At 43.7% G+C, this 17,361-nt stretch carries 11 protein-coding genes and 1 pseudogene; 6 read left to right on the plus strand and 6 right to left on the minus strand.

Going from position 1 to position 17,361, the window contains the following annotated elements; translation table 11 throughout:
* Positions 1-51: 51 nt before the first annotated feature.
* Together asnB and B9Y89_RS04065 are read right to left on the minus strand one after the other, a co-directional pair.
* Positions 52-1,899 carry an asparagine synthase (glutamine-hydrolyzing) gene (gene asnB / locus B9Y89_RS04060; RefSeq protein ID WP_085521791.1) on the minus strand — a complete coding sequence of 616 codons (1,848 nt, stop codon included), beginning with the start codon at positions 1,897-1,899 and terminating at the stop codon, positions 52-54.
* 117 nt (positions 1,900-2,016) lie between these two features.
* Complete coding sequence (locus tag B9Y89_RS04065; RefSeq protein ID WP_085521792.1) at positions 2,017-2,358, minus strand: DUF1516 family protein; 342 nt, start codon at positions 2,356-2,358, stop codon at positions 2,017-2,019.
* A 175-nt stretch (positions 2,359-2,533) separates the two neighbouring features.
* Between B9Y89_RS04065 and B9Y89_RS04070 the strand changes: the two genes are divergently transcribed.
* From B9Y89_RS04070 to B9Y89_RS04085, 4 genes are all read left to right on the plus strand, one after another.
* Positions 2,534-3,727 carry an ornithine--oxo-acid transaminase gene (locus B9Y89_RS04070; protein ID WP_085521794.1) on the plus strand — a complete coding sequence of 398 codons (1,194 nt, stop codon included), beginning with the start codon at positions 2,534-2,536 and terminating at the stop codon, positions 3,725-3,727.
* Positions 3,728-3,801: 74 nt separating this feature from the next.
* A complete protein-coding gene (locus B9Y89_RS04075; RefSeq protein ID WP_085521795.1) occupies positions 3,802-4,284 on the plus strand; it encodes a GNAT family N-acetyltransferase in 483 nt (160 codons plus the stop codon).
* Between the two features lie 227 nt (positions 4,285-4,511).
* Entirely contained in the window at positions 4,512-4,973 is a 462-nt protein-coding gene (locus B9Y89_RS04080) for a MarR family winged helix-turn-helix transcriptional regulator (RefSeq protein WP_085521797.1), read from the plus strand.
* The gene (locus B9Y89_RS04085; RefSeq protein ID WP_085521799.1) at positions 4,954-6,549 is read left to right on the plus strand and encodes a DHA2 family efflux MFS transporter permease subunit; all 1,596 of its coding nucleotides are present in this window, start codon (positions 4,954-4,956) and stop codon (positions 6,547-6,549) included. The genes B9Y89_RS04080 and B9Y89_RS04085 overlap by 20 nt, the downstream gene beginning before the upstream one ends.
* 103 nt (positions 6,550-6,652) lie before the next feature.
* Here the strand turns inward: B9Y89_RS04085 and B9Y89_RS04090 are convergent, their stop codons facing one another.
* Entirely contained in the window at positions 6,653-8,092 is a 1,440-nt protein-coding gene (locus B9Y89_RS04090; protein ID WP_254901177.1) for an NAD-dependent succinate-semialdehyde dehydrogenase, read from the minus strand.
* A gap of 111 nt (positions 8,093-8,203) precedes the next feature.
* Positions 8,204-9,817, minus strand: a pseudogene (gene abc-f / locus B9Y89_RS04095) (ribosomal protection-like ABC-F family protein); the annotation flags it as partial.
* 500 nt (positions 9,818-10,317) lie between these two features.
* Between abc-f and B9Y89_RS04100 the strand changes: the two are divergent.
* Positions 10,318-11,223: an AEC family transporter gene (locus tag B9Y89_RS04100; RefSeq protein WP_085521804.1), complete on the plus strand. Its 906-nt coding sequence runs from the start codon at positions 10,318-10,320 to the stop codon at positions 11,221-11,223.
* Between the two features lie 280 nt (positions 11,224-11,503).
* A complete protein-coding gene (locus B9Y89_RS04105) occupies positions 11,504-12,187 on the plus strand; it encodes a zinc metallopeptidase (RefSeq protein ID WP_085521806.1) in 684 nt (227 codons plus the stop codon).
* A 488-nt stretch (positions 12,188-12,675) separates the two neighbouring features.
* Here B9Y89_RS04105 and B9Y89_RS04110 read toward each other — a convergent pair whose 3' ends face one another.
* Both B9Y89_RS04110 and B9Y89_RS04115 read right to left on the minus strand, forming a co-directional pair.
* Positions 12,676-16,083 carry an AAA family ATPase gene (locus B9Y89_RS04110; protein WP_085521808.1) on the minus strand — a complete coding sequence of 1,136 codons (3,408 nt, stop codon included), beginning with the start codon at positions 16,081-16,083 and terminating at the stop codon, positions 12,676-12,678.
* A 96-nt stretch (positions 16,084-16,179) separates the two neighbouring features.
* Positions 16,180-17,358: an exonuclease SbcCD subunit D gene (locus tag B9Y89_RS04115; RefSeq protein ID WP_085521810.1), complete on the minus strand. Its 1,179-nt coding sequence runs from the start codon at positions 17,356-17,358 to the stop codon at positions 16,180-16,182.
* Between the last annotated feature and the right edge of the window lie 3 nt (positions 17,359-17,361).

Genomic DNA, 17,361 nt, shown 5'->3' on the forward strand with positions numbered 1-17,361 from the left:
ATAAACCAGTTCGGATGATTCTGTGACGAATAGACTTCTGTCCCAGTCTCTTTAAGCTTCAATGTTGACATTATAGGTTTCCAGCCAATAATTAATTTGTGCAAGATGGGCAATAAGTTGCGGACCGTTCATAAGTTGGCCGAACCACGGTTTATCAAACGACGATCCTTGGGTGTCAATCAAATCTTGCAATTGCTTTTTATCGAGCAATTCTAATATCGGTGCTGAAGGTGTTTGAATAATACTCTGCAGCCACTCAGACACCGCTTGTGTGTATTGAGGATGATGCGTCTTCGGATACGGACTTTTCTTCCGGTACAAGACATCCTTAGGCAAGTAGCTTTCCATCGCTTTCCGGAACACGCCCTTTTCATAGCCGCCCATCATCTTCATATTCCACGGAACATTCCACAAATATTCAACCAGGCGATGATCAGCAAATGGGACACGCACCTCAAGACTCGCTCCCATACTCATACGGTCTTTCCGATCCAGCAGGGCTGTCATAAACCACGTCATATTAAGATAAAAAAGTTCGCGCCGGCGGGCCTCATCCTTGGTTTCATCGCCTCTAAACGGTGTTTCCTTTCTGCTTTCATGATACCGCTGCAACGTATAGTCTCTCAGGTTCAATCGTTCATGCCATGCATCATTAAGTAATTGTTGTCTTTCGGTTATCGAATGAATCCATGGAAATCCAGCATCAGAAGCTGTCTCCGGGTTATGGAACCATGGATAACCCCCTAATATTTCATCAGCGCATTCCCCTGATAACCCGACCGTGGCCTCTTGCTTAATCCCTTGACAGAACCACAATAAAGAAGCATCAACATCCGCTTGCCCCGGCATGTCACGAAAATCAATCGCTGTTTTTAGATGATCGACAAGTTGTTCGTTATCAATGACTAAATTATGATGGGACGAACCGATGTCTTGTGATACTTTAGAAATATAAGGACCATCCGAATTTGGCTGATAATCATTCGCCTGAAAGAAGCGATCATTATCTTGATAGTCAACGGAAAACGTATTTAATGGCCATATCCCGTCTTCCTTGAACACTTTAGCCGCAATCGCCGAAATGGCACTGGAGTCAACACCACCAGATAAAAATGTCGCCACCGGTACATCGGCATAAAGTTGTCTGCGAACGCCATCTTCAAATAACGTTTTTACCTGTTCGACAGTGTCTTCCTCTGAGTCAAGATGGTCATAACTCTGAACATTCCAATACCGCCATGTCCGGACACCATTTTTAGTAAAATGGAGAGCATGAGCCGGCCGGATTTCATGTATACCTTTGAAAACACCGTGTCCCGGCGTTCTCGACGGACCTAAGCCAAATACTTCTGATAATCCTTCACTGTCGATCACCGCATGCATGTCAGGATGGTTCAAAATTGCTTTAGGCTCTGATGCGAACAACAATGAGCCGTTTTGTTCACTGTAAAACAACGGCTTAACACCCAATCGATCCCGGGCCATAAACACTTTTTCACGCTTCTCATCCCAAATCGCAAAAGCAAAGATGCCATTCAATCGCTCGAGGCAATCTTCACCCCATTTGATATAGGCTGTTAACAATACTTCTGTATCGGAATGACCTCCGAACGTATAACCACTTTCCTTTAAAACATTTCGGATATCTTCCGTGTTGTATAGTTCCCCGTTATAAACGATGGTGTACGACTCAGCATTCACTGTCTTCGTCATCGGCTGCCGGCCACCATCGGGATCAACAACGATAAGACGTGCATGACCGAAGGCGGCATTCGGCGAGACCCAAGTTTTTCGTTCATCAGGACCTCTGTGATGCAGTGTCTTAGCCATTCGCTCGATGGTCGATTGCTGATGGGTTAAATTTTGTTTCCAATCAATCCATCCTGTGATACCACACATTGCTTGATCCTTCCTTTCCCGGGCAACTGCCCATATCCTAACCTACGTAAAAGACCGTTATCTTGTGACACATGATCATAAAAAAACCACCGATCACATTGACCGATGGTTTCGCCATCAAGCTCCTAGAACACCATATCCCATATAGAAGGCGCCGATAAGGCCGATAATCAGTAAAAACCAGGAAAACCCTGATGATGCCCGTTTCTTACTTCTTATTAATGTCATTTCCATTCCAGCAATCACAAGTAATCCAAACAACCCTTTGATAACGGCCAGAAGCGAAAATCCATACCTATTAACAAGCATGAAACCTGTAATAAATACAAGCACATACAACAACCGTAAAATCATATGAGTGATGGTTTGCCCTTTGTCTTTACCCGCTTTTAATAGGATAAAACTAATAATAAAAAACACAATGGCCAGCGTCCATAATCCGACATGGCTATGTAACATTAACTTCTCACTCCCTATTCATATCTGTTTTCTATTATCATATCACCTTTTCGCTTATGATTCATTGACGAATGTCCAACAGTTTTTTTAACTTTTAATGAAATATGTATAGGCTTTCATCCAATCTATTGATATAATAAAATTGATTGTGATTTTTCAGACAAGGGGTGTTGATATGAGTCAAGCAAACGCAATTATCGATCAAACTGAAAAATATGGTGCTCACAATTACCATCCACTTCCGGTGGTCATCGCAAAAGCAGAAGGCGTATGGGTTGAAGATCCTGATGGTCACCGATATATGGATATGTTAAGTGCCTATTCAGCGGTGAATCAAGGACACAGACATCCTAAGATTATTGAGGCGTTAAAAACGCAAGCTGATCGCGTCACGCTAACGTCTCGTGCGTTTCATAATGACCAATTAGGAGCGTTTTACGAAAAAGTTTCTGATATCACCCATAAAGATATGATTCTGCCAATGAATACCGGAGCCGAAGCTGTCGAAACTGCGATTAAAGCAGCCCGGCGCTGGGGTTACGAGGTTAAAGGAGTTAAAGAGAATCAAGCGGAAATCATTGCTTGTGAAGGAAACTTCCACGGACGGACGATGTCAGCTGTATCCCTGTCATCAGAAGCAGACAATCAGCGTGGATTCGGCCCATTACTCCCTGGTATCAAAACGGTTCCTTACGGTGATCTTGAAGCTTTAAAAGCGGCCATCACTCCGAACACGGCGGCGTTTTTAATGGAACCGATTCAAGGGGAAGGCGGCATCATTATGCCTCCAGACGGGTTTCTTAAAGATGCCTATGATCTTTGCTGCCAAGAAAATATCTTGTTCATGGCTGATGAAATTCAATCGGGCCTCGGGCGGTCTGGTAAAATGTTCGCCTGCGATTGGGAAGACGTTGAACCAGATGTCTATATTCTTGGTAAAGCCCTTGGCGGGGGTGTTATGCCGATATCTTGTGTCGCTGCGAATCAAGACATCCTCGGCGTGTTTGACCCAGGATCACATGGGTCAACGTTTGGCGGTAATCCCTTAGCCTCCGCTGTATCTGTGGCAGCACTGGAAGTTATTGAAGAAGAAAATTTACCGGAACGCTCATTAAGGCTTGGCGCACATTTCGCCAAAGAACTTAAAACCATCGATCATCCAAGAATTAAGGAGATTCGTTCAAAAGGCTTGTTCATAGGTGTGGAACTCAATCAACCTGCACGCCCGTACTGTGAACAATTAAAGGAAAAAGGATTATTGTGTAAAGAAACCCATGAGAATGTGATTCGTTTTGCGCCGCCTTTGATCATCAGTCAAGCCGATTTAGACTGGGCTATAACCCAAATTAAAGCTGTTCTTGCCAATTAATACGGATACTCCCGGTCGGCCGCCGGGGTATTCATTGTCCTGTTAACGGAACCTGGCCCGAGGGGGAGTTTTTAATGACTATAGCCATACGGCCATTTAAACAACAAGACATTGAACAACTTATCGTAATTGAAAATTCGATTTGGAATCATAGAAACACACCGATCCCCATTCATTTTAATAATAAGGAGGAATTTTTGTCATCACGGACAGGGAGAATCTTAATCGCTGAAGAACAACCCGAAGCAAACATATGCGGTTATGTTGAAATGCAGTATGGTGACATAGCGTCACGTGCTCACATTGCCGAGTTAGCGATCGGTATTCATTCTGATTTTCGTGGCAGCGGATTAGGAGCGTCTTTGCTGTCATACGCAGAGAAACGGCTGACAGCTGACCATATTAAGAAAATTTCCTTGCGCGTGATGGCATCTAATCCAAGAGCGTTGCGTTTTTATGAAAAATACGGCTATCAGCAAGAAGGCTGTCTAAAAAACGAATTTTACATTAATGACCAATACATTGATGATGTCCTTCTCTATAAATGGCTCAGTTGATCCTCAAGGATCAACTGGCTTCCATGATCGATCCGCGACTGCTTCCTTCCCTTCTTTTTAGCAATGCTTTTATCCCCAGAATGCTTTTAATTACTCTGCATGTTCCTATCGAAATTTTTTTATTGACATTCAACACACAAGGAGTAAAATAGATCTTGTTTTATTTCGCACCCGAAACATTTTCACACGAAATAAATACATTGATTTTAATAAAGGATGAATGATCCATGGATGAACAAAAAATAATCGACATTATTCATTCGTTCCGATCTGTCCAACGCGTTTTCTACCAAGTTGCACGTGAAGAGGCCGATGAACTGGATAGTACTGTCATTCAAATCATGGTTCTAAGTGCTTTGTGGAAAACCCCCCATATCGGTCTAGGAGAGTTGGCAGATCAATTGCAGGTTGGCAATAGTACAATGAGCGGAATTATTGAGCGACTGGTAAAACAGGGGCTCGTTACACGAGAGCGAGACCAAAACGACCGTCGTTCTTTAACGATGACATTAACAGAACAGGGTCAGAAGAAAAAAGCCGAAACTCACGAAGCGTTTATGACACGTTTTTCGACCTTTCTAGATATATCTGATGAGGATTATCAACACCTGATCACCCTGCATGAACAAATTATAGAGAAACTAGAACAATCGGGAGATGAAGTAGAAAATGTCAGGCACAATGATTGAACAACACCAGCCGATTAAAAAAGCCCCTATAATATTTGTAATGATTATGGGAGCTTTTGTGGCGATATTAAACCAAACTTTAATGAACGTTGCTTTACCCGTAATGATGCAAGATTTAGCCATCCAAGCGAATACGGCTCAATGGTTAACAACGGCTTACATGCTTGTTAACGGTGTGCTTATTCCGATTACAGCCTTTTTAATGGAACGATTCACAACGCGACAACTTTTCATTGCCGCGATGAGTTTCTTTGCCACCGGTACATTATTTTGCGCTGTGGCACCGGACTTCCCATTATTGCTAACTGGAAGGGTCATTCAAGCCTGCGGCGCCGGCATTATGATGCCGTTATTGACCAATGTGATATTATCACTTTTCCCCGTCGAAAAACGTGGCTCGGCCATGGGACTGATTGGTGTTGCCATGATTTTCGCACCGGCTGTTGGTCCGACGCTGTCAGGTTGGATTGTCCAAAACTACTCATGGCGCGTTTTATTCTATATCGTTTTACCTATTGCCATTATTGACGTGATTTTAGCGTCCTTCCTGCTTAAGAATGTCACTCAGTTAACCAAACCGAGAATTGATATTTTATCCATTATCTTATCAACGATTGGTTTTGGCGGAATCTTATACGGATTCAGTAATGCTGGAAATAATGGGTGGGATAGTAATGAAGTCATGATTTCTCTTGCTGTCGGTGCGATTAGTCTAATCATATTTATCACCCGTCAGCTTCGAATGAAAACGCCGATGCTCGAGTTTAGAGTCTTTAGGCATGGGATGTTTTCTTTAGCAACGGTCATCAATATGGTCGTCACCATGGCGATGTTTGCCGCGATGATTCTAGTCCCCATTTACTTGCAAAATATCCGCGGCTTTACACCACTGGAATCAGGTTTAATGCTGTTACCAGGTGCGATTCTGATGGGGATCATGTCACCTATAACAGGTAAAATTTTTGATAAAATCGGTGCAAGATGGTTGGCTGTGACAGGTCTTGTGATCACCCTTATCACAACTTGGCAATTTTCTAATCTGCAGGATGATACGACTTATGCTTGGTTAATTGTCTTATATTCATCGCGAATGTTTGGGATGTCAATGTTAATGATGCCCATTATGACGGCTGGACTAAACGCCTTGCCGCAAAAAATGAATGCGCACGGTACGGCTATGGTTAATACAATGAGGCAAATTGCCGGATCACTCGGAACAGCTTTCCTTGTCACCGTTATGACGAACCAAACAAAAGCCCATTTGACAGATAAGGCCACATCAGCTGGGTTATCTCCTGATACGGTTGATAAACTTTCCGATGCCGCCTCTTCTGGTAATACAGCCAGCGGTGGGGCAAACATTTCCGCTGAGATGCAGCAACACTTGGCATCCTTAGCCAAACATGCTGCGATCCAAGGTATTAATGATGCTTTCATGGTGGCTACCGGACTGGCTGGACTTGCTCTCGTCCTTTCATTCTTTATCAAGCGGTCTAAGCCGCCTGAAGAAGAACTGGAACTAAACGAAAACAATCAAGAACAGGTCAATTCCGATATCGCCCCAAGTAAGGGATAAATAGTGACACCCCCAGATTCCATAGATCTGGGGGTGTTATATAAAACGAGCCTGTGTTTTTCCTAAATAGGGGGAAACTTTTGTGCCAGCCTCTCCATTTACATTAAATACTTAATGATACATATTTAACTTCTAGATATTCTTCCATACCTTCTTCAGCACCTTCACGGCCGAGACCGCTTTGTTTCATACCACCGAACGGAGCTTGGGCAGCTGATGGGACACCGTCGTTCCAACCCACAATACCATAGTCCAGCCCTTCGGAAATGCGTGTTCCGCGCGACACATTTTGGGTAAAGAAGTAAGCTGCCAAGCCGAATGGAGTATCATTCGCTGCTTTGATCGCCTCATCATCTTTATCATATTCCGCAATCGGCAAAATAGGTCCAAACGTTTCTTCATTCATCATCACCATGTCATGATTCGCATCAGAAATGAGCGTTGGTTGATAGAAATAAGTGTTTTTATCGCTATTCGCTTCACCTTCACCACCAACCACTATGTTAGCTCCTTTGTCTTGGGCATCCTTCACATGGCGGTCGACTTTTTCATAACCATCTTTATTAATAAGCGGACCGACATCCGTGGTATCCTTCATGCCATCTCCAGTATTCAGTGTCTTAACTTCTGCCTCTAAACGTTTAATCAGTTCATCATAAATATTGGATTGCGCATAGACACGGTTAGCGGCAATACAGGTTTGTCCACTATTACGGAATTTCGCCGCCATAAGCATTTCCACGGTTTGATCCAAATCAGCATCATCACAGACAATGACAGGAGCATGTCCGCCTAGTTCCAGTGATAGCCGCTTAATTTGTTCAGAGCCTTGCTTCATGAGTAACCGACCCACAGGCGTTGATCCGGTAAAGGTCAACTTGCGTACCCGCATATCTCCCATAATTGTTTCTGAGAATGTTTCCGGGTTGCCATTGACAACATTGAAAACGCCTTTCGGGATGCCTGCTTCTTCTGCCAACTCAGCAAGACGCATGCATGTTAATGGGGTTTCTTCCGGTGGTTTGACGATGAATGTACAACCAGCAGCCAATGCTGGGCCTAACTTCCGAGTAATCATCGCTGCTGGAAAATTCCATGGTGTGATCGCCGCAACGACACCGACCGGCTGTTTAATCACCTTAATTCGGTGGTTTTCGCGTTTTCCAGGGACTAACCGACCGTAAGTACGTTTTCCTTCCTCTGCATACCATTCAATGAAAGATGCTGCGTATTGGACTTCACCCTTTGATTCCTTCAATGGTTTCCCGTTCTCTTTGGTCATGATTTCCGCCAACTCGTCTTCATGAGCCATAATTAATTCAAAATACTTTCTTAAAATGTCGCTTCTATCCGCAGCTGTCTTTTTCGACCATTCGGGCAAGGCTTCGGATGCAGCGTCAATCGCTTGCTTAACATGATCTTCACCAGCGTTTGGCACCGAGCCGATGTGATCACCCGTCGCGGGGTTGTGGACGGTGATCGTATCTAATTCCTTACCTGTCCATGTCCCATTAATATAATTGGCAAAATCGTATTGTGCCATCATACCCCTCCTTCAAGGCTGTCATAGAATAATTTCCCTAAAAAGGTTTAGCGCAAAACCTCGCTTGCTTTATTTTTCCATAGATGACGTGTTTTCATGCGCCGATTGTCGTTTTTCTTTCGCATAAGAAAATCGCCCCGGATACGCTGTGAGTGCGCCAGATGATAACCAAAATGTCTTGTTAAACATTCGATTAAGAAAGTAGCGATCATGGCTAACTGCCAAAACGGTGCCATCATATTGGCGCAACGCTTCTTCCAAAGCCTCCCGCGATTCAATGTCCAAATGGTTGGTCGGTTCATCCAGCAGCAATAAATTCATGTTCTGATACATCAGCTGAGCTAACTTTAGGCGAATCCGCTCACCGCCGCTGAGTGCGTCGACTTTTTTAAATACTGAAGCACCGAAAAACAAAAACTTGGCTAAGATATGACGGGCCTTTTCTTCATTCATGGCTGCGGCATAACGAAACACATCTAATACCGTTGTACCATAGTCTTCCGCAAAAGTGACCTGTTGTGATAATATCCCAAGTTTGACATTCGATCCGACTTGAACAACACCTGTCTTAGGCGTCCAGTCACCCGTGATTAACTTCAATATCGTTGACTTGCCAGACCCATTATCTCCCACTATCGCCGCTTTATCACCCTGGCGGATATGCATATTCACATGGTCAAATAACACGTCATCAAAACCAAATGAAACGTCTTTCAGTATGATTACGTCATTACCACTGCGATTTCCTGCCTGAAAGCTAAGAGAAATTTGGTCTTGTTCCGTTTTGGGCCGCTCGATCTTTGTCATCTTCTCCAATGCCTTCTCCATGCTTTTCGCCCGTCGATGCAAACCATCGTTCGGTGGATTAGCGCGATTCGCCCATGCTTTTAGACGTTTGATGGCTGCCCGCATTTTTTTGATTTTTTTCTGCTGTTCTTGATAAGCCGCAAATTGCGCCATCATCCGTTTTTCTTTTTCAATCGTGAAATGTGTATACCCACCCTCATAAGATGGCGCGTCCTGATCATCTAAGTCATAGATTGTCGTCGCAACTTGATCGAGAAAATGACGATCATGGCTTGTCATCACAACGGTGCCACCGTATTGGCGCAAAAATTGCTCAAGCCAATCCATTGCAGTAATATCTAGGTGGTTCGTTGGCTCATCGACTAAAAGCAGCGCCGGTTCGTTCAATAAATTAATAGCGAGCATGACTTTAGTTTGCTCACCGCCGCTTAACTCATAGAACAAGCGTTTCCGAAACGCGTGAATTCCAAGACCTGTGGCTACCTGATTAATTTTAGCTTCCATGGTGTAGCCGCCTTTGTCTTGAAAATCACTTTGTAACATTCCGTATTGTTGAAGCCATTTCTCTAATTGGTTCTCCTCTGATTCTGAAGCCATTTTAGTTTCAATTTCACGCATTTGTTCAGCGATGAGATGTAAATCACCAAAGGCTTCCCAAAGTAACGCATCAACTGTTTTACCTGCCTCGACTGTTGGTATTTGTTCAACAAAACCGATAGACAGGCCTTTTTTATAATGGATATCCCCTTCATCTAACGGTTCCTGACCAGCAATCATCTGCAGCAATGTTGTTTTTCCACATCCATTAGGTCCGACGAGGGCGACTCGTTCACCTGACTTGATTTCCATCGAATAGTTATTCAAAATTTGTTTATTGTAGATGTTTTTACTGGCATGATTCAAAGAACAAACGATCATTTTTGAGACCTCCGAACATAAAAATAACCCTGGATGATCCGATATCACCCAGGGTTTTGGCAAAATAATACACACAAAAGGAGAGTGATGCCCACTCTCCCTCAGGAATAGCTAAACTAAAGTTTTTTGGCTGGAATCGCATCACATTCAAATCATATAGTGTTGTCCTCAAAATGGGCATACGTCACCCATGTCAAAGAAACACCAGAAATAATGGCGCGGCACAAGTATAAATACATTTGCGTTTGCGTCCGGCCAATGAATGATAACACGATTCCACACCTCCGTTCCGTCATAATTAAGCTAATTATAAAATAATTTCAGATCATTAGCAAGCGGTCACAGGATGTTTTGTCCTTCAAATCTGTTTTTAAAAGTCCCTTGTAAAAATTATACGAACAAAGTCTAAAAAACTTTTATGTTATTATGATGATCTGGTAAACTATAGAAAAAGCATGAAATGAATACTCATTCATTAACTATTTAGGCAGGCGATTAAAATGACAATCCTAGAAATTTTTAATGTGATTATTCCTGTTATTGTTATTATTATCATCGGCGTCATTGTAGGCAAATGTTTAAAAGTTGACACTAAGCCGATCTCTGATTTATGTTTATATGTCTTTAGTCCGGCTTTGTTTTTTCACTCCGTGGTGACCTCGCAGCTAAATTTACTGGATTTGGGCAGAATCGCCTTATTTGCATTTGTTGTCTTAGGTCTATTTGATGTGCTTGTCCGAATATTAGGTGCGATATTTAAAACAAGTCGTTCTAATATTAATGCGCTGCTCTTGGCTAGTTCATTTCCGAATTCAGGTAATTATGGATTGCCGATTATCATGTTTGCCTTCGGTCAGGCAGGTGTCGCTGTCGCCATTATTTATATGGTTGTCCAATCGTTCCTTATGAATTCCGTTGGGGTTTTCTATGCTTCCCAGAGTGCTGAAAACGGCGCCAAAAAAGCTCTAATGAACATTCTAAAGATGCCGGGATTCACAGCCATTATTTTGGCTATTCTCATTAAGATCGTCCATTTCCAAGTCCCTGAATCGATCATGGATCCTATTGAACTATTGGGTCAAGCGGCGATCCCCACTTTACTAACCTTACTAGGAGTGACGCTATCAACGATTAGTATCAATAAGGCTAAAGCCTTTATCAGCTTGGCGAGTGCCTTTAAATTGATGGTATTTCCGTGCATAGCACTCCTTGTTATTGACTTTTTTTATCCTTTCGATTCGTTGCCGAGTAAAGTACTTATTTTAGAAGCCGCAACTCCGACAGCCGCGACCGCTACATTATTATCCATTAAATTTGACATGAAGTCTGAGTACGTATCGAGTGCTTTATTTTTCTCAACTTTACTTAGTATGGTCACGATCCCTTTATTACTTTTTATATTATGAAAGGCCCTCCCCGCTTAAAAAGGGCGGGGAGTCATTAAAAAATTAAAGTATTCATTTACAGGCAAAAATTTTTACAGGGCTAAACGCTCTAGACATGTTATCATATAAATGATTCTTTCACCCCAGACCCTGTTATTAATTGAACCTCTCTTATTTGGTGTGTTATTCCAAAACTTCAAACTTTCTATGACATCTATAGGATATAAGCAGTATTCTTCATTATGTTAATGTATAATAGTATAAAAAGCTTATTATATAATGGATTAGGGGAGGCATTACAATGTTTTTTCACCCTATGGATATTTTAATTATCATTGCCTTCGGGCTTGCCTTATGGGCTCAATATAAAGTTAAAAACAATTTTAATGAATGGTCAGAGGTTGCTGCATCATCGCACATGTCTGGAGCGGAAACGGCAAGGCGCATGCTTGATCAAAACGGTCTTCATCATATTCCGATTGAACCCGTTCAAGGTGCTTTATCCGACCATTATGATCCAATCAAAAAAGTCGTCCGCTTATCTGAACCCGTTTACTATGGTCATTCGATCGCATCCATCTCTGTAGCGTCCCATGAAATTGGTCACGCCATTCAGGATAAAGAAAGTTACAGTATGCTTGTTCTGCGTCATAAAATCTTCCCTGTAGCTAATTTTAGTTCGGGGGTAGCCCCTTTTATGTTGATTGGTGGTTTCTTGCTACAACAATCGTCTCTCATTGGGTTAGGGATTATTCTTTTCTCCCTCGCCGTTGCATTTCAAGTCGTCACGCTGCCCGTTGAATTCAATGCCAGCGCTCGCGCCAAACGTTGGATTGTTACTGAAGGTATCATTGAAAAGCAAGAGAGAACCGGTGTGAATAAGGTCCTTAACGCCGCAGCTTTAACCTATGTCGCATCCATGCTGATTGCTCTTTTGGAGTTGATCAAATATATTATGATCTTCACGCAAACAAATGACGATTAATGATCATAATATTGTAGTTTTACCGCAAGAATGTGATTCTGTCGATTTGTGGGAATGATAGCTCTTAAGCATAATACAAGTTTTTCACGTTAGTTTATCATTTCCTGGGGAATAATGTCGGAAAGCGACTTGGACAGAAGTATATGAGTCACAGAATCATCCGAACTGGTTTATTACAGTTCGGATGATTTGTTGAAATTATCATGGCTGTCATCGCTTCGTCAAAATCCTTCGCTTGCCGCGGGGACGGCCTCAGCTAACTTGGTAAAGAAAAACCCTTTACCAAGTGGATCTTCGGCTCGTGCTCCTGCATCTTCAAACCTATTCAGAGAAGCAAGATGCTTCGTCGCAGTCCAAAGAAGCTTATTCTGAGGCGTTCGTGCTGTTCCCGCAGGCGTCTACGTATTTTGACGACGCTTAGACTTGCTTTCATATCTTATTGTTTGGCTTCCTGAGTATCCTGTCTTAGATTTGTCCCAGCCTCTTTTTTATAATACAGCGAGTTCGACTTGTGTCCCGCGTCCGGAGGGTTCAGAGGGATGAACCACAAGTTTACGTGGTAAACGTTGCTGCAGTTCAGGAACATGACTGATGACACCAATCGCCATATTATTTGTTTGTAATTTTTCCAAGGCGGTGACAACAGTATCGAGCAATTCATGATCCAGGGTACCAAACCCTTCATCTAGGAAGAAAAATTGTAGTGGCGTTTCGCCGCGTAGCTGGATCTGGCCTGAGAGCGCTAATGCCAGGGCGAGCGATGTTAAAAAGGTTTCCCCGCCTGATAGAGATGATACCGGTCGGCGAATACCGCCGTTAGCATCATCGCGGATAATAAACCCGCCGTCGACATCCACTTCCAACGCGTAACGTTGGCGCGTGAGTTGACCCAAACGCTGTGACGCGTCACGGCTGATATGCATCAACTGTTCTTGAGCGATATATTCGACAAAGCTATTGCCCTTAAAAATCGATTGCAATTGTTTAATTTGATCTAATTGCTGCTCTAACTCGCGTTTCTGTGTTTCTAATTCTTGATACCTTTGATGCTTTTCGGACAATCGCTCCCATTCACTTTTTAAAGTCGCTACATCTTGTCCGATGGTGGCATACTCAGATTTTAAGGTTTCAAGTCGCTCACTGACCTCTGTAAATTGCTCTTGGGTGATGCGTTCATGCCCCAACAGATCATCCTGCTTTTTTAATTCCGACTGAACGACGTGCCACTCTTTTTCATAGGCTTCAATCTGTTGTTTCATACTCGTTTTATCTTGTTCGGAGAGCATCACCGTTTCGGCATCTGAGCGGCTGGCAAATCCACCTGCTTTCAAAGCCTGTATAAGCTTTTGATCATGGGCTTCTTTTCGTTTCAGTGCATCGTCATAGGCACTCTTTTGATTGGAATAAGATTTTTCGGCGGCAAACCGTTGTTGTTGCGCTTCCTGCCACTGTTCATAAGTATATTGTTCCCGTTGTTTCATTTGTTCAACGGATTGTTTCGTATCAGTGAGCACTTGTTCCAGATCAGCGACAGGCGTCGCTGTTAGGGCCTCGTACCGCTCCGTTTGTTGAACGATAGTCTTCTCTATTTCTTCAATGCGTGTTGCCATACCCGTCCGTTCAGACGTTGCTTGATTTTTCGCACGTGTAACATCATCCAACGCTTGGCGTTCTTGTTCAACATGATTTTGGGTGTCTTGCAGTTGTTTTTGCAACTGTTCGTGACGGGCGTCTTGTTTTTGTACCGTCTGCAAGTCTTCATCAAGCTCATCAAACGAAGTATAACCATATTGCTCTTGCCATGTTTTAAATCGAGAAAGGCTAATGTCTTTGAGTTCCACCAACTTAGCCTGAACTTTCTCCTCCTCAACTGCCACTGTTTGTCGCTTGGTTTCTGTTGATGTTAGACCTTGTCGATGATGCTGTTCCTGTTGATAGACTGTCTTCAGTTGTTCATTCAATTGCAACACATCTTGCTGCAATGGCTTAAATTGATCCAACAAACCTTGTGCATGGTTCACCCGATCCCGATGTGAGTAGGGGGATTCATCGTCATCATCAGCAGCAGCTGCATGTGTATCTTGAGAAGCATTGACGTCTATATCTGTTAATTGTTGGGCCATATCTTCCAGTCGCTCTTTAAGAGCTTCCAACTTAGGTAAGACTTCATTTATATTGGTGGTATAGCGATCCGCCTCTTCTAATCGTTCTAATAGACTCTCTATATCCCTACTTTCTTCATCAACATGAGCTGGATCTGGATGATGCTCGGCACCACAAACTGGACAAGGTTCACCGTCTTGTAATCTATGGATGAGTTGGGTGACAAGGTGCTTCTCTTTCACCTTATCGGCCTGTTGTTGATCAATATGTCTCCTTTGTCCAATCCAATCCTTATCCACAAGCAATTGTTCCTGGGTGTTCGCGACAGAATGGTAGAGGTTCAAACAACGGTCGTAAACTCGAGTTAACTCAGCAGCACTCGATTCAAGCTGTTTCTGATACTGACGAATGGTCTGATCCAGCGCGGTCAGTTGTTCCTCATATTGATGCTTGTCTTTTTTGAGTGCCGTATATTGCTCTTTCAGCGCCATGATCGCCTTCCTATCTTCCGACGCTTGGCGCAGATGTTCCCTGTGTTCAGGAGTGATGGCCGCCTTTTGGATAGCATCTTGAATCTGTTTGACTTTGCGATTCGCTTCATCCAACGCTTGTTGCTTGCTGTCATATCGTTTTTGATAGCTGTCTACTGTTTTATCTAAAGCCGTCAACTTTTGCTGCTCATCGGACAGTGTTCGTTGATTAACAGTAAGCTCATGCGCGATCTGCTGCGCTTGGTTCAATTGCTGAATGGTTGCCTGCAGTTGTGGTTCCTGTTCTGAGCGCCTGTCGCGAGCTTCGGTAAACTGCTTCGACGATTCCTGTTCTTGCGTCTTTCTGTGTTGATATTCCCTTTCTAAAGCACGCATATCTTGTTCTAATTGTTTTATTTCCTCGTTGATATGATCGACATCTTGCACGTAGGGCTTAAGCTGTTCCGCCTCTTCAGCTTGCGATAGCGAATGCTTCAGGGTCTCGATCTTCTTTTGCTGCTCAAGAAGAGACGTTTGTTTCTCTTGTAACGCGTCACGTTCATTCGTCCATTGGTAACGTTGTTTCTTTCGTTCGTATTCCTGTTCTGTTGTGGTTAATTGTTTATAAGCTTGTTGATACTTTTCATTGGCCGCGTCATACTGTGTTTTAACATGATCTAAAGTCGCCTTAGAGGCATCACCGAGACCATTCATTTCGGCTTCAACATTACTATAACGAGACTGATAATCTTGCAAGCGACCTCGGATCGTATCATTCAGACGATCGCCATAACGTTCCAAATGAAAGAGGCGTTGCAGCATTCGGCGGCGTTCGGCCCCTTTTAACGTCAAGAATTCAGCAAATTTCCCTTGTGGAAGAACAACAGCCCTTGTAAAGTCATCATGCGTTAGTCCGAGGAGATTTTGAACTAACTGGGTCACATCGCGCTCTTTATCCGCTAGAACAGTCGCCTCACCGGTGACATCAAGCATACGACAACTGCCGATTTGCAAGCCGCCGGTTTTCGCTTCTTTATAAACACGTTCAACACGGTAACGCTTCGATTCATTTAAACCCAGTTCAAATGTCAATGTGACGGTCAACTGCTGTTCACCGTGATTAAGAATCCCTTTCGTATTATTCATCGCACGTTCAACTTTTCCATATAAAGCCAAGGTCATCGCATCAAGCAGCGTGGATTTGCCGCTCCCCGTCGGACCAAAAATCCCGAATACGCCTCCTTGACACAAAGTATCAAAGTCAATCGTCTGTTTTTCTCTAAAACTATGAAGACCGGAAATCGTCATTTCAACCGGGCGCATATGGGTGACCTCCCTTCTTCTGTATATATGCCAACAACATTGATAAAACTTCCTATTAAATTGATAAGGTTAGGCTTAGCGTAATAGCGGTGTATTCTAATCATGATGATCTTCATCCGTCTCATGAACCAATTCTAAAAACAGCTCCGTGAGCGCTTCATCCGGCTCTCCACCGCCGGTTTGTTTTTTATAAAATCGCTTAAAGATATCGTCAAGCGGCAATTGCTCCGGATTCACCGTGTCATCGTCCATAGGCACTTGGTTGCCGACAAACACGGGTCGTATATGAACGATACCTTGATGCCAGCGACGGATGTTCTGGATTTCCTGAATGGACGGAGATTCCGTGACAGTCACTTCCAAATCAATCCAGGCATTAGCGTCGCGCCCTTCTTCCAACCATCGATAAACATCGTCCATACCACCTGTCGCTTGCCACTTCACAAGGGGTTTGCCTGAAGATAAATAAACTTCCTTCCATTCAGCACTGCCTCCAGGGACCACATCAATCATCGTTACCGACTTCGGCTGGTGAGCTTCACTGAAGCTATAAGCCAGCGGTGAACCGGCATAGCGCACCGGCTGTTCATCCTTTCTTATCGTTTGCGGCCGATGGAGATGTCCCAAGGCTGTATATTGAGCCACCCCGGGCAGAGCGTCACTCGTAACCGTATAAGCCCCACCAACCTGTATGGGACGTTCTGAATCGGATTCACTGCCACCGGCCATAAAAAGATGGCTCATGACAATATTAACGGTGTCCTCGCGAAACGTATGAGCATGTTCATGAAACAGATAGCTGACCCGTTCGTTGTAAGCCGTTTGCAGGACACGATCATCATTCAGTTGACTAAGACATTCATTTAATCGGCTTTCGGACGGGTAAGGAACAGGGCTTAACACTAACACTTCCCCTGTCCGAACCGGGATCTGCACGGGCTGTGGGACAGGTTGCCCAATCAACTCAACGCCGTGGATGGCCGCAAGTGGTCGTGCTGCCTGCAGACGTGCGGGACTATCATGATTACCGGAAATAATCAATACAGGACGCTCACCATCGGCGCTCAGCCGTTTGACCGTTTCATAAAACAACGTTTCCGACTCGGCTGGGGGGTTGACGGTATCAAACACGTCACCAGCCATGAGTACAGCATCAACCTGTTCATCCTCGGCGATTTGGCAGATTTCTGTTAAAACATCAACTTGCTCCTGATGACGTGACCGCCCTTCAAGCGTCCGTCCCAAATGCCAATCGGCCGTATGCAATAAACGCATCCA

The organism is Tuberibacillus sp. Marseille-P3662, from assembly GCF_900178005.1.
Taxonomy (GTDB): domain Bacteria; phylum Bacillota; class Bacilli; order Bacillales; family Sporolactobacillaceae; genus Marseille-P3662.

What these genes read in the sequence shown, in the direction of transcription:
- asnB (WP_085521791.1), bottom strand. Translation starts at nt 1,899, where the DNA reads ATGTGTGGTATCACAGGATGGATTGATTGGAAACAAAATTTAACCCAT.
- B9Y89_RS04065 (WP_085521792.1), bottom strand. Translation starts at nt 2,358, where the DNA reads ATGTTACATAGCCATGTCGGATTATGGACGCTGGCCATTGTGTTTTTT.
- B9Y89_RS04070 (WP_085521794.1), top strand. Translation starts at nt 2,534, where the DNA reads ATGAGTCAAGCAAACGCAATTATCGATCAAACTGAAAAATATGGTGCT.
- B9Y89_RS04075 (WP_085521795.1), top strand. Translation starts at nt 3,802, where the DNA reads ATGACTATAGCCATACGGCCATTTAAACAACAAGACATTGAACAACTT.
- B9Y89_RS04080 (WP_085521797.1), top strand. Translation starts at nt 4,512, where the DNA reads ATGGATGAACAAAAAATAATCGACATTATTCATTCGTTCCGATCTGTC.
- B9Y89_RS04085 (WP_085521799.1), top strand. Translation starts at nt 4,954, where the DNA reads ATGTCAGGCACAATGATTGAACAACACCAGCCGATTAAAAAAGCCCCT.
- B9Y89_RS04090 (WP_254901177.1), bottom strand. Translation starts at nt 8,092, where the DNA reads ATGGCACAATACGATTTTGCCAATTATATTAATGGGACATGGACAGGT.
- B9Y89_RS04100 (WP_085521804.1), top strand. Translation starts at nt 10,318, where the DNA reads ATGACAATCCTAGAAATTTTTAATGTGATTATTCCTGTTATTGTTATT.
- B9Y89_RS04105 (WP_085521806.1), top strand. Translation starts at nt 11,504, where the DNA reads ATGTTTTTTCACCCTATGGATATTTTAATTATCATTGCCTTCGGGCTT.
- B9Y89_RS04110 (WP_085521808.1), bottom strand. Translation starts at nt 16,083, where the DNA reads ATGCGCCCGGTTGAAATGACGATTTCCGGTCTTCATAGTTTTAGAGAA.
- B9Y89_RS04115 (WP_085521810.1), bottom strand. Translation starts at nt 17,358, where the DNA reads ATGCGTTTATTGCATACGGCCGATTGGCATTTGGGACGGACGCTTGAA.